The 13731-nt window shown below is 73.2% G+C and carries 10 protein-coding genes; all 10 read left to right on the forward strand.

What is annotated here, in order from left to right; all coding sequences use genetic code 11:
* Positions 1-98: 98 nt before the first annotated feature.
* Positions 99-2828, forward strand: a complete 2730-nt coding sequence (locus ACFYOS_RS14045) for a hypothetical protein (protein WP_387140112.1) — start codon at positions 99-101, stop codon at positions 2826-2828.
* Positions 2829-6611, forward strand: a complete 3783-nt coding sequence (locus ACFYOS_RS14050) for a hypothetical protein (protein ID WP_387140115.1) — start codon at positions 2829-2831, stop codon at positions 6609-6611. It abuts the gene before it with no gap.
* Positions 6589-7671: a hypothetical protein gene (locus tag ACFYOS_RS14055; protein WP_387140118.1), complete on the forward strand. Its 1083-nt coding sequence runs from the start codon at positions 6589-6591 to the stop codon at positions 7669-7671. Before ACFYOS_RS14050 ends, ACFYOS_RS14055 begins: the two co-directional genes overlap by 23 nt.
* Positions 7668-8591: a hypothetical protein gene (locus tag ACFYOS_RS14060; RefSeq protein ID WP_387140121.1), complete on the forward strand. Its 924-nt coding sequence runs from the start codon at positions 7668-7670 to the stop codon at positions 8589-8591. The genes ACFYOS_RS14055 and ACFYOS_RS14060 overlap by 4 nt, the downstream gene beginning before the upstream one ends.
* 201 nt (positions 8592-8792) lie before the next feature.
* Positions 8793-9719, forward strand: coding sequence for a hypothetical protein (locus ACFYOS_RS14065; protein ID WP_387140124.1), 927 nt, complete (start codon positions 8793-8795; stop codon positions 9717-9719).
* Between the two features lie 78 nt (positions 9720-9797).
* A complete protein-coding gene (locus tag ACFYOS_RS14070) occupies positions 9798-10088 on the forward strand; it encodes a hypothetical protein (protein WP_387140127.1) in 291 nt (96 codons plus the stop codon).
* Positions 10089-11218: 1130 nt separating this feature from the next.
* Complete coding sequence (locus ACFYOS_RS14075; protein WP_387140130.1) at positions 11219-12241, forward strand: AAA family ATPase; 1023 nt, start codon at positions 11219-11221, stop codon at positions 12239-12241.
* Positions 12238-12771 carry a hypothetical protein gene (locus ACFYOS_RS14080; RefSeq protein WP_387140133.1) on the forward strand — a complete coding sequence of 178 codons (534 nt, stop codon included), beginning with the start codon at positions 12238-12240 and terminating at the stop codon, positions 12769-12771. The genes ACFYOS_RS14075 and ACFYOS_RS14080 overlap by 4 nt, the downstream gene beginning before the upstream one ends.
* Positions 12772-12841: 70 nt before the next feature.
* Positions 12842-13159 carry a hypothetical protein gene (locus ACFYOS_RS14085; protein WP_387140136.1) on the forward strand — a complete coding sequence of 106 codons (318 nt, stop codon included), beginning with the start codon at positions 12842-12844 and terminating at the stop codon, positions 13157-13159.
* Positions 13160-13357: 198 nt separating this feature from the next.
* Positions 13358-13600, forward strand: a complete 243-nt coding sequence (locus ACFYOS_RS14090) for a hypothetical protein (protein WP_387140139.1) — start codon at positions 13358-13360, stop codon at positions 13598-13600.
* The last annotated feature ends 131 nt before the right edge of the window (positions 13601-13731 follow it).

The following is a 13731-nucleotide window of genomic DNA, read 5'->3' on the forward strand; positions in this document are numbered from 1 at the left end:
GTCACCGGGGCCCTCCGTCATGCGGGCAGCTCAGCGCCGCAATGCTGTCCGGTCACAGTGAGGGATTGCGACCGTCGAAACTGGCCTACGCTGGGGGCGTGGCGCTGGGGCGTGCGTACATCGAGATCATCGGCGACGTTAAGAAGTTCGCGCCGGACCTGAGGCGCGGCCTGAGATCGGCGTTGAAGGTCGGCGCGCTGAGCGGAGTCGCCGCGAGCGCGACGAGCAGCCTGGTCAGCCTGGCCGGCGCGCTGGCGCAGGTCAGCGGCGCGGCGTTCGCCATACCCGCCGCGGCGTCCGTCTACGGCGCGGCGATGGGCGCGCTGCGGATCGCGACGTCGGGCCTCGGCGACGCGATGGGCGCGGTCGTCGAGGGCGACGCGAAGGCGTTCGAGAAGGCGCTGGAGAACCTGTCGCCGCAGGCGCAGAAGCTGGCCCGCGAGTTCAAGGCGGTCGGCCCGGCGATCGAGGGCATCCGCACGGCGACGCAGGACGCGTTCGCCGCGCCGATGGTCGGGCAGATCCAGGCAACCGCAGGGGTGCTGGCCGGGCCGCTGCGCAGCGGCCTGGCCGGCGTCGCCGCCGAGTACGGCAACGTGGCGCGGCGGGCGCTGGAGTTCGCCCGGGAGAGCGTCACCGTGTCGGTGCTGCGCGGGGTGCTGCTGGGCACGCGGGAGGCGGTGGCGAACCTCGGCGTGGCGGTCGGGCCGGTGCTGGCCGGGTTCCGCGACCTGGCCGTGGTGGGGCTCCCGGCGGTGACCCAGCTGTCCACGGTGGCCGGCGGGCTGGGCGCGAAGTTCGGCGCGTGGCTGTCGGCGATGGCGCAGAGCGGCGCGGCCACCGCGGCGATCCAGACGGCGCTGGGCGTCCTGCGGCAGCTCGGGACGATCGCGGCGAACGTCGGCGCGATCCTCAGCTCGGTCTTCCAGGCGGCCAGCGCGTCGGCCGGCGGCGGGCTGCTCGGGACGCTGACGACGCTGACCGGCACGCTGCGGGAGTTCTTCGAGTCGGCCGAGGGTGGCGCGGCGCTGAGCGGGATCTTCCAGACGCTGGGCGCGCTCGCGTCGGGCTTGAGGCCGGTCATCGGAGGACTGCTCAGCGCCATCGGGCAGACGCTGGTGCCGGCGCTCATGCCGATCGCGCAGGCGCTGATCCCGGCGTTGCAGGCCCTCGTCCCGGCGCTGGCCCCGATCGGTCAGATGATCGCGACGCTGGCCCTGGCCATCGCCCCGGTCCTGCCGGTCCTCGGCCAGCTCATCGGGATGCTGGTCGGGCCGCTGGCGCAGGCGCTCACCGCCCTGGGCCCGCTGCTCGGCCCGATCGTGACCGCGCTCGGGCCGGTGCTGCTCCAGATCGGTCAGACGCTCACCGCGGTCCTCGCGCCGATCGCCGGGCTGCTCGCCGACCTGTTCACGCAGCTGGGGCCGCCGCTCGGCCAGATCGTCGCCGCACTGGGCACCGCCCTCGGTCCGGTCCTCACGGCGATCGGGCCGCTGATCGGGCAGCTGGTCCAGGCGCTGATGCCGCTGATCCCGACGATCGTGTCGCTGCTGCCGCCGCTGGTCGACATCGTGGTGGCGTTGACGCCGCTGATCGAGCTGGTGGCGCAGCTCGCCGGCGTAGCGGTCGCCCTGGCGGCGCCGCTCATCAAGGTGGCGGCGCTGCTGTTGCAGTTCCTCGCCTCGCAGGCCGTCGTCCCGCTGGTCCAGGCGCTCGCCGACGGGCTGACGTGGCTGCTGTCGCCGCTGACGGGCGTGGCCGAGTGGCTGGGCAAGGTCGCCGCCTGGCTGAACGGGATCGATTGGGCCGGGGTCGGCGCGGCGATCGGCGGGGCGTTCTCGTCGGCGTGGAACGCGGTGGTCGGGTTCTTCTCGTCGCTCGGCACCTGGTTCGCCGAGCTGCCCGGGAAGATCGGCTCGTTCCTGGCGAGCCTGCCGGGGATGCTGTGGAACCTGTTCACGTCGGCGCTGGGCATGGCGCTCCAGGCGGTCGGCGTCGGGATCGGCCTGCTGATCTTCTCGGTGACGCAGCTGCCCGGGATGATCCTCAGTGGCATCGCGGCGCTGCCGGGCCTGCTCGCCGGGTTCTTCACCCGGCTGTGGGCCAGCGCGAAGTCGCTGACGACCGCCGGCATCAACGCGGTGGTGTGGTTCGTGACGGCGCTGCCGGGCCGGGTGATGTCGGCGCTGTCGCGGCTGCCGGGGATCCTCGGCGGGGCCCTGTCGTCGGCATGGAACGCGGCGAAGAGCGCGGTGACGAGCGGCGCGAGCGCCGTGGTGTCGTACATCAGCAGCGTGCCGGGGAAGCTCGCCGGGCTGGCCGGGAAGTTCGTGTCGGCGGGCGCGAGGCTCATCAGCGGCTTCATGAACGGGCTCAAGAACGTGGGCGGGTTCATCGGCGACGTCGCCGGGTCGGTCGTGTCCGCGATCAAGGGGTTCATCAACAAGGTGATCGGCAAGATCAACTCGGGCATCGCGTCGATCGACGCCAAGCTGCCCGGGTCGCTGCCGCGTATCCCGATGCTGGCCAACGGCGCGATCCTGCGCCGGCCGATGCTGTTCGTCGGCGGCGAGGCCGGCGACGAGGTGGTGGTGCCGCTGACCCGGCCGCGCCGGGCGCGGGAGCTGGCCGAGCAGTCCGGGCTGATGCGGCTGCTCGGCGGCGACGGCGGCGGATCCGTGGTGTTCGGGCGCGACGCGATCCGCGTGACCTTCGAGGGTGTCCTGCCGACCCGGCAGGAGGCGCTGGACACCGGCCGGGCGGTCGGCGAAGGCGTGTTGCAGACGCTGGCCCGTCGGGACGTGGCCACGACCGTGAGGACGATCTGAGTGGGCGAGTACAACCCGGACCTGCCGTACGTGCTGGGCAACCAGTGGGCGCCGCTGGTGGCCGACACGGTGCAGCTCGACACGGCCAGCGAGGTCGGCTACACGTTCCGGGCCCGCACCACCCACCCGGCCGGGGGCGGGCTGCGGCGGGTCCGGCTGCAACTGGCGACGCCGCCGCCCGGCCTGCCGGACCGCAAGGAGCTGCTGGTCAACCTGTACCCGGCTGACCGGGTGGCCGGCACGGGGCCGGTGGGCAAGCTGGTCATCCCGTGCGCGTCGGGGGCCGTGCTGGCCGGGGCGGCGCTGGCCGGCGGGGCGTCGACGGCGAACGACGCGGTGAGCAACCCGGCCGACCCGCAGCACGTCACCCTGACCGGCCCGAACGCGGCGGCCCGGTTCTGGTTCGGCAGGCCCCTCCCGCCGAAGATCAGCGACCGGCGGATCCTCGACGTGTCGGTGCTGTACGTGATCTCGGGCCCGTTCGCCGACCTGGCCCCGGCGGTGACCCTCGGCGTCGAGCGCCCGTCGGCCGGCGTCAACTGGATCATGGACGAGACGTTGAACGGGCAGGCCGACCACAACGCGGGGACGGTGATCGCCCGGTCCCGGCTGGGGGAGCTGAACCCGTGGTGGGACGCCGCGGCGTCGCCGACGACGCAGCGGGGCCGGGCACCGTGGCGGTGGCAGACCGGCAACGGCGCGACCGGGCTGAACGCCATGGCGGCGTCGGGCGGCACGAACTTCAACGTCCGGCTCCAGAGCAGCGCGGCCGCCGCGGCGGGCGCGGTGTTCAAGGTGCACTACCTGGCGCTGGAGGTGACGTACGGGGTGGAGAACCGGGTCGCCGGCGGCGGCCTGGACATCTCGCAGGGGCCCAGCGGCATCATCCCGACGGGGTTCACCAGCGTGACGGGTTGGATGTTCGACATCCCGATGCTCGGCATCGCCACGGCCGACGTGCCGCTCACTGCCGGGCGGGAGTACGCGGTGACGGTCGGCCAGGCGTACGTGGGGCAGAAGTCGGTGGCGTCGCCCGTGCCGGTGAAGGTCGACCGCCTCGGGTCGGTCGAGCCGTTCCCCTCGCACCGTGGCGTGCTGCTGCGCAAGACGCTGCGCGCCGGGCAGACACCGACGGTGGAGACGGTCCAGGAGATGCCGTCGATCCAGATGATGACGGGCACGATCGCGCCCGGGAGCCCGGACCTCAGTGGCCACACCTACATGAAGCAGGTCGTCGGCGGCGTGTCCAGGGCTACCACCGGGTCGGACACCTTCCAGCACATCGTCGAGACGCAGATGGGTGATTGGGTGTGGGCCCGCTTCTACGCACGGCACCTGCCCGGCACCCGGGACGCCCTGGAGCTGACGCCGGTCGCGGTGGACCAACCGAGCACGCCGGTGGGCCCGCCGACCCGGATCACGGTGGAGGAGTTCGACGCGCTGCCGGAGATCGCCGACGGCTGGCGGGAGGTGACGGTCCGCCTGGCCGCGCCGTACCTGTCCGACGGGGTGGGCGACATCCAGTGGTGGGCGTGGACCAGCAACGCGGACCCGCAGGCGCCGTGGCAGGTGCTGGGCGCGGACGCCGACCCGGCCATCGACCAGTACAGCGGCGGCGGCGCGGGTATCGGAGGCGCCGCTGCGGCGACCTACGGCGACGACCAGCTGGTGTACGCCGCGTACGACGGGCAACGGGACCAGGCCGCGGACCTGACGCTGATGTTCGCGCAGGAGATGGACGCGGTGCGCGGCCTCGACGTGCAGCCGGCCGTGCAGCCGCTGACCGTCGTCGACGACCAGTGCGCTCGGCCGGCGAGCAAGATCCCAACCGGCATCCGCTACCACCGGCTGTCGTGGACGGCGATCAACTCGGCGGTGGTGGCCGGCTGGGGTCACTACGAGGTGCAGCGCCAGGACGACACGATGGCCGCCGACGAGTGGGAGACGATCGCGAAGGTGGTCGAGCCGTCCGTGGCGGCGGTCGACGACTACGAGGCGCGGGTGGGCGTCGAGTCGCGGTACCGGATCAGGATGGTGCACCGCCTCGGCATCGCCGGGCCGTGGTCGCCTCCGGTGGCGGCGACGATCGCCGCGCCGGGCGTGGAGGGCCGCAATGTCGACACCGGGGTGCTGATCCTGACCAGCAACCACAACCCGGCCGGGAACCTGGCGTACGTCGAGAACTTCGACCGGTCGTCGGTGGAGGAGTTCACGTTCCCCGAGGCGGGGCAGGTCGAGCTGCAGGAGATTTTCGACCGGGACTACCGGACGGCGTTCCGGCCGCTGGAGCGTGGCGGCGTCGAGTTCACCCGGACGGTGCTGGTGAACACGGCGGCGGTGCCGCCGGCCACGATGGACCGTGGCTTCCAGGACCTGCGGGACCTGGCGTGGGACTCGGTGCCGTACGTGTGCGTGCGCGACGAGCTGCACAACCGGTGGCTGTCGACGCTGCTGGTGCCGTCGGCGTCGGTGAAGCGCCGCAAGGCGGGGCAGCTCCAGCTGGCGCAGTTGCAGGTGGTGGAGGTGACGGCGACGCCGGCCCCGCTGGACGGCGGACCGGCCGCGTGCGAGGGCCTGCGGCCGGAGGGCCAGGTGTCGTCGGTGACCGCGAGCACGCCGGTCCCGGCGGCCGGCCTCGCCACCTTCGCGTTCCAGGACCTGTTCAACCGGAACGTGTCGGGCGGCCTGGGGAACGGCTGGACGATCATCGAGGGCGCGGCGGCGGACTTCTCGGTGGCCGCCGAGGCGGCGACGTTCAACCTGGCCGGCGGGGGCGCCCGAACGGCGATCGTCGGCGCGGGCTGGGAGGACGTCGACGTCCGGGCGCGGTTCCGGTTCAGCGCCGTGGCGACGGGCCAGCCGATCAACGCGTATCTGATCGGCCGGGCCAGCCCCACGGGCAACAACCAGTACCGGGCGCGGCTGGCCGCGCAGACCGACGGCAACCTGGGCGTGGCGATCGAGAAGGTCGCCAACGGTGTGCTGGGGAACCCGACGGCGCTGGCGACGGTGAAGAACCGCTTCGGCAACAACCTGGCCTACCAGGCGGGCAACTGGTACTGGGTGCGGTTGCAGGTCCGTGACGGGGCGGTCCGGGTGGCGGTGTGGCCGGACGGCGACGACATGGTGCGGTGGGAGCAGTCGGCGAAGGACACCGCGGTCGCCGGCGTCGGCCAGGTCGGCGTGCGGGGCGTGGTGACGGCCGGGAACACGAACGCGGCCCCGACGGTGAGTGTCGCCGACCTGCAGGTGTTCCAGGCGGGGTCGAACGACCTGGACCTGCGGGTGGAGCTGCGGCCGACCGGCGACCAGTGGTCGGCGCAGCTGTCGCGCACCAACGACAACGGCGCGCTCGGCTGGAAGCTGACCGCCGACCCGGTGCAGACCTGCCTCAACCTGTGGGGCGGGGCCGGGTTCACCGGCTGCGACGCCACGCGGAAGCTGGTGGTGACCCGGCAGCGGCGGTGGCTGCGGGTGACGTACCGCAACGACGAGGCCGGCTGGGCGACGGCGCAGCTCTGGTTCTCGGGCGACGGGGTGGAGTGGACGCCGCCGAGCACCGTGACGGCCAACCCGGAGCCGCCGACGCTCGACCCGGGGCGGCTGGCGGTGGTGCTGACCGGCGACGTGACGGTGGCCCGGGTCGAGGTGCGCCAGGGCGTCAACGGGCCGCTGCTCGCCAGCCCCGCCTTCGAGGTGCAGCCGGCCGGCACGACGGAGTTCGCTGACGCGCAGGGCAACGTGTGGGAGGTGGACGGCCGTGGCATCTGCGCCCCCGCCTGACCTGCTGGACCTGCCCGGGTACCGCGGGCAGCGGTCGGCGTCGTTCCGGTTCGACCTGATCGACGGGCGGACTGGGGTGCGCCGGGGTGAGCTCACGCCGCTGCGGGACACATCGCCGAGCCTGAGCCACGACAGCACGTCGACGATCCCGCGCCGGCTGTCCGGGATCACCCTCGGCGTGGAGGACGCGAAGCGGGTCAACCAGCTGTCCGACCGGATCGCGCCCCGGATGGTGCTGGGCGACGGCAGCACGTACGAGCTGGGCCGCTACCTGGTGTCGGACTCCTCGGACCTGGTGACCAGCGCCGGGTCGACGGCGCCGCTGACGCTGCTGGACGAGATGTTCGTGGTCGACCAGGAGCTGGACGCCGGCTTCGACGCGGGCGGCCAGCTCGTCGACCAGGTGGCGCAGCGGCTGGTGGAGGGCCTGCCGATCGGGCAGCTGGTGGTCGACGCGACGGAGTTCACGTCGGTGGCCGCCTGGTCGCCGGGCACGTCGCGGGCGAACGCGCTGCGGGACCTGGCCACGTCGGGCGGGTACCTCATGCCGTGGTTCAACCATCGGGGCTGGCTGCGGATGCGGCGGGCGTTCGACCCGGCCGACCAGGCGGTGACGATCGACCTGGACGCCTCCCGCCGGGTGCTGCGGGGGTCGATCTCTCGGGGGACGGACCTGCTGACCGCGCCGAACCGCTTCGTCGCGGTGTCGAACGATCCGGGCTCGGACGCGGAGCCGGTCGTCGGGGTGTACGACGTGCCGGCGTCGGCGCCGCACTCGATCGCGCAGCGCGGGTTCGTGCTGCCGAAGACGTTCGACGTGCAGGTCCGCTCGCGGGCGCAGGCGATGGTGTACGCGCGGACGCTGGGGCTCCAGCAGACGGTGTACGAGGTGGTGGAGCTGAGCACGCCAGTGGACCCGCGGCACGACGCGTACGAGGTGGTGCGCTGGGACGGGGTGCGGTGGTTGGAGGTCAGCTGGACGATGCCGCTGGTTGCGGGCGGGGAGATGCGGCACACGCTGCGGCGGGCGTACCCGGAGACGGAAGGCGGGGAGGCGTGAGCGACGGCGGAAGGGTGCCGGGCCTGGCGGTGCCGGTGAAGGCGCTCGCCGAGGCGGTGCTGGACAAGGCGATCCGGCTGGGCCTGACGTGGCGGCTGCGGCCGGCGACGGTGACGAGCGTCGCCGGCGACGGCACGATCCGGGCGCTGCACGACGGCGACACCCAGGCGATCCGGGTGACGTCGATGATCGGCGCGGTGCCGGTGCGCGCCCGGGTGATGGTGCTCAAGACGCCGCCGGCCGGGAACCACATCGTCGGCCTGGTCGGCTCGCCCGGTGCCGGCGCTCCGACCGGGCCGTTGCAGACGTTCGCGGCGAACGGCACGTTCGTGGTGCCGGCCGGCGCGCGGTGGATCCGGGCGTACGGGGTCGGCGGCGGTGGCGGTGGCGGCGGGGTGACCGGGGCGTCCGGCGGCAACGGGTCGGGCGGCGGCGGTGGCGCCGGAGGGTACTGCGAGAGCTTGTGGGCGGCGGCCGAGCTGCCGGCCCAGGTGGACGTGACGGTCGGCGCGGCCGGCACCGCGGGCGCAGCGGGCGCGCAGGGCGGCGGTGGCGGGCTGACGAGCTTCGGCGGGCTGTGGACGGCCGGTGGAGGCAACGGCGGCGGCGGCGTGACGGCGAACGCGACGGACACCAGCGGCGGCCGGGGTTACGGCGGCACGGCGGCCGGCGGGAACGTGCGGAACTCGATCGGCGCGGGCGGCGGCCCGGGCCGGACCCTGGACAACCGGCACACCTTCGCGGCGTTCGGCGGGGACTCGCCGCTGGGGGCTGGCGGACCCGCCCCGGTGTCGACCAGCGGGAACGGCAACGACGCTGGCGGTCCGGGCGGCGGCGGTGGCGGCGCGATCGCGGGCGCGACGTCCCGGGCGGGCGGCAAGGGCGGCGGCGGGCTGTGCGTCGTGGAGGTCGTCTTCTGACCGCCTGACCTGGCCTTGGAAACAGCGCAGCCCCGGACCGCGAAATCCGGGGCTGTGCTGCGTTCACGTGGAGACATCAGCATAGCGGCCCGGGTCGACGGCGAGCAAAGTGCCGCGCCCCCGTACATACAACATTGACGCCGGGGGCCGATTCATATACAATGTCTTTGTACGTCTCGCCGTCTCTACGAGGAGGAATGGATGGGCAAGGCATTGGTCGTGGCCTGGGGCCACGAGTACGTGGACGAGGTGGTGGACACCCTCGGCGACGTCGAAGTGGACGTCGTTGTCGGGAAGCCGACTGTCGCGCAGTGGCGCGGTGCGCCGCTCGTGCTGGTCGACGCCCGCGTGCAGACCCTGGCGGCCGGGATGCCGGCGCACCCGCGCATGGTGGTCGTCGCCCCGGAGAAGCTGGACGGCGACCGGCTGGCCGCCGCGTACCGCGGCTGGGCGACCGACTACCCGGACGCCCCGGTGTACCACCTGCCGCACGGCGCGGAAGCCGTCCGCCAGCTGGTCGCCGAGGCGGCCAACGGGCAGGCGGCCGAGGTGCGCGTCGGCGTGGTCGGCGGCCACGGCGGCGCCGGAGCGACGACCCTCGCGGTGGCGCTGGGGCTCGTCGCGGTCGACGGCGGGCGGCGTGTGCTGCTCGTCGACGCGACCGGGCGCGGCGGCGTGGACGACCGGCTCGGCACCCCGGCCGAGGGCCTGCGGGTGGTCGACGAGCCGTTCAAGCCGCTGCGGGCGGTCGACCGGTACGCGGCCGACGTGAAGGTGGTCGACCTGGACCGGGCGCTGGACGCCGGGCAGGTCGAGGTGGCCCGCCAGTGCGACCTGGTGCTGCTGGTCGCCAACGTGCAGCGCAACGCGACGGCGACCCGGTGGGTCGCCGCCAAGCTGTCCGAGCAGGGCGTGCGGTGGGCGCTGGTGCCGACGTGGATGCACGACAAGCCGGCGCAGGAGCTGGCCGGCGAGTTCCGCGTGCGGTTCCTGGACGAGGTGCCGCTGGAGCCGCCGTCGGTGTTCTCCGACGGGCGGGTGCACCTGCTCGACCGGTGCCCGCTGCTCGACCTGGCGCGGGACCTGCTGCGCGCCGCGCCGTACGCCGCCGCCCGGGTGGCGGCCTGACCGTCCCCGGCGGGTGCCGTACATTGACCTTGTACGGAACCCGGCCGTGGGAGGAGAGGAACGTTGAAGGTGAACCAGGTGAAGCTCAAGGCGGTTACGCGGCGCATCGCGGCCGACCTGATGAAGCCGGGCCCGGTGGAGCTGCCGGCGATGGTCGGGCTCAAGGAGCTGGTCCGCATGTTCGGCGTGAAGGACAACACGCCGTACCAGTGGCGGTCCAAGGGTCAGCTGCCCAAGGAGGACGGCGAGGTCAGCAACAACCCGCAGTGGAAGCTCATGACGATCTACGGCTGGGCGGAGGCCACCGGCCGGAAGATCGTGTGGGACCCGTGGGACGTCCTCGACGAGGACGCGGACGAGGCGGCCTAGGTATGAGCACGTGCGATGCCATTGCAGCCGTACAGATCGGGTGTAGGGTGCCGGAAAACGTCTCGACCCCGCCAGGCGGTCATCTGGCGGGGCCGAAATGGACGTACCCGGAACGGAGAACGGGTCGCACGCGCATCGTACGCCAGTTCGGGCGACGGTGCGCTGGCGGCTTTGCACAGAGAGGCCGCCTGCATGGTGGACCGGTGGACGGTCGAGCGTGCGGTCAGGAGCGAGGAGTGCGACCTGGAGCCCCCTGGCCGGCACCTCGTCCTGACGTTGCTCACGTGGTCCGAGCCGACCACGGCGATGATTCCGGAGCGGTTCACGCCGAGCCTGACCGACCTGGAGCATGCGACCGGCATGGCCCGGTCGACGGTCGCGGCGTGGCTCAACCGGCTGGAGAAGAAGTGGGTGTGGCGCGACCGGCCGAGCGTGGCCGACGCGCGGCGCAAGAAGGCGAAGACGGTCTACCGCATGGGAGTGCCGCCGGAGCTCTTGCGGGTGCTCACCGAGAGGGGCCTAGTTGGTCCGCGTGCCGGACCAGCCGCGCCCGAATCGCCCGGGTCTGGTAGTCCGGTGGACGGACCAGGGAAGGGCGCTTCTAGTCCGGGTCGCGGACTAGAACTAGTCCGTCAGGCGGACCGAGTTAGTCCGCCACGCGGACGGAAGACATACAGGGAACAAGAACCGGTTGGGGTCCGCGCCGCGAGCGGTGTCGACCACCGGTACGCCGAGGGGCCGAATGGCTCCTGTGCCCATCCCGGGTGTAGGAAGTCGGCTCCGCTGCACGGGCCCGCGCTGCGGGCCGTGCCCGAGGAGGGAAGGAGAGTGATGGGGGAGTGAGGGTGTACCTCGCGTCGGTCGACGTCGCGCAGTGCGCGGCGTGCAGCGGCGTGCTCGTGGCCGCCGGAGACGACTGGCGGCACCGCGAGGGCACGGGTTGCACCGAGCTGGCCACGCCGGTGATCTGCTGGCACCCGGAGTGCGGCCTGCCGGCCGCTGTCGGGAGTGAGGCTTGCGCGGGCTGCGCGGGTGCTTTTTCGTCGGTCGAGGGTGTCAGGTCGCAGTGCCTGACCGCGACCGTATAGAGTCTATGTAGGACCGTTCGTTCACGTGGAAAGGGACGAAGGATGAGTTCACGGTTCATGCCGGCTAGCCGGAAGAAGGCGAAGGGCCGGGTCGCCCTCGCAGGGCCCAGTGGCGCAGGCAAGACGCTGACCGGGTTGAAGCTGCTGTACACGCTGACCGGCTCGGTGACCGTCGCCGATGGCGTCGAGCGGATCGCGTTCGTCGACACCGAGCGGGACTCGGCGGACAAGTACGCGGTCAACCCGGAGCTGCCGGGCGTCGGCGACATGACGCCCGAGGAGGCCGGTGGCTACGGCTTCTCGAAGATCAGCCCGGTGCGGTACGACCCGCGGCAGCTCGTGGAGCTGATCGACGAGGCGGCGGTGGCGGGCTTCACGGGCTTCATGCTCGACTCGGCGTCGCACTACTGGTTCGGGCCGGGCGGCATCCTGGAGCTGGTCGACCTGTTCGCCCGCAACCACGGCGGCCGGTCGATGGACGGCTGGAAGGACGTGCGCCCGATCGAGCGGGCGTACATCGAGGCGCTGATGAGCTTCCCCGGGCATGTCGTGGTGTGCCTCCGGTCGAAGCAGAAGTACGAGATCACTGAGGGCAGCGACGGCCGCAAGCAGGTGTCCAAGCTGGGCATGCAGCCCGACCAGCGCGATGGGCTGGAGTACGAGTTCGACCTGGTGGGCGACCTCGACCAGGGGCACTACCTGCGGGTGACGAAGAGCCGGTGCGACGCGCTGGCCGACGAGGTGATCCACAAGCCGGGCGCGGAGCTGGGCCACCAGCTGCTCGACTGGCTGGACAACGGCGAGCCGCCGAAGGACGTCGACTGGCCGAAGGCCCTCGCGGCGTGCGCGTCGCGGGAGGACCTGTCGGTGCTGTGGCAGCGGGTGCAGCGGCTCGGCAAGACGCAGCAGCTGCGGGAAGCCTTCAACGCGCGGGGCGCGGAGATCGCTGCCGCGCGCCGGGCGGCCGAGGCCCCGGGCACGCAGCTCGACAACGCGCTGGCCGAGGCGGCTGCCGCCCCGGCGGTCAACGGCCGGCAGCCGGAGACGGCGGGAGCGGGCCGGTGAGCGTGCAGCAGGCCGCCACGCGGGCGGCGGTACTCAAGGCCCTGATGGACGAGGTGCGCAAGGTCTACGACCTGGCGCGGGCCGAGGCCGACGGCCAGCTGGTCGAGCTGAACGGCGAGCTGGGCGTGACCACGGTGCAGGTGAAGCTGCCGGGCTACGACAGCGCGGTGGCGCAGGTGACGCTCTCCGAGCCGAAGAGGGGCTTCGTGGTCGACGAGGCCGGGTTCCTGGCCTGGTGCAAGCAGGAGCACCCGTCGGAGGTCCAGGCGACCGTCCCGGCGCCAGTCGAGTCGGTGCGGCCCGCCTGGCGCAAGGCGCTGCTCGGCCGGATGAAGGTCGAGCCCGACGGCACGGTGGTCGACGGCGAGACGGGCCGGGTCCTCGACTTCGTGGAGGTCGCGGAGCCGCCGCCGCCGTCGACGACGCTGACCTTCAAGAAGGGCGGCCGGGAGGAGGTGGCGCGGGCCTACCGGGACGGTCGGCTGGCGCTGCCGGAGCTGCTGGCGCTGCCGGCGGCCGAGCAGGAGTGAGCGGGTGCGGGGCCGGGCGGGGGGCGACCTTCGCCCGGCCCCGCTCCACATCGGAGCCGGGAGGTGAGCGGTGGCGATCGACGCGAGGCTGGTCCGTGACGGCCTGGTCGACGTGGAGGCGTTCGCTGCCGCCGCCGAGGCCGGCCCGGTCGGGGTGTGCGACGGCTGCGCCGGGTTGCTCGACGGCTCGGCGACCGAGGGCGGCGGCCTGGTGTGGCTGACGACCAGGTGCCGGGGCTGCGGGCGGGAGCGGACCGCGCCGGGCGGCCGGGCGCTGCCGCGCCCCGCGGGCCAGCGGCCGGGCCCGCCGGCGTGGCTGCTGGAGGCGGCGGCCGAGCTGGACGCCCGGCGGCTGGGGGAGCGGCCCGACCGCTCACAGCCCGTCTAAGCCGGGCCCGGGGCACCGCCTCACTCCACTACCCGGCCGGGGCCGTTCGGCGGTCTCCCTGGACGGGGGACGACCGCCATTTGTGTGGCGCGCTCCACGGCCCGAGGCGTACATAAAACCTGTACGGAGAGAGTGTCGTCTGCCTACAATGAAGTTGTACGTTCCGCCCTGCACCGTGCCCGTGAGGAGAGAGCCGAGATGCTGAGCTACGAGGAGATCCTGGAGCGCGCCCTGCTGGTTGCCGCCGAGGAGCTGCTGCTGGAGGACGCCGCCGAGACGATCGGCGAGGAGCCGCTGCGCGACGAGCGCGACGGCGAGCCGGTCGAGGTGCGCGAGGCCCAGACGCTGGCCGACGCGGGCTTCATGACCTCCGAGAACGGCATCGTGCTGCGGCTGACGGACGGCCGCGAGTACACGCTGACCCTCAACCGCTACCGCTGACCGAGCCGGGGGGGGGGCCCCCGGCCCCCCCCCCCCCCCCCAACAAACCCCCCCCCCCCCCCCCGGGGGGGCCGCCCCCCCCCCGCCCCCCCACCCCCCCCCCGGGGTTAACACCCAACAAAAACCCCATA

The organism is Micromonospora sp. NPDC005806 (assembly GCF_042871425.1).
Lineage (GTDB): Bacteria > Actinomycetota > Actinomycetes > Mycobacteriales > Micromonosporaceae > Micromonospora.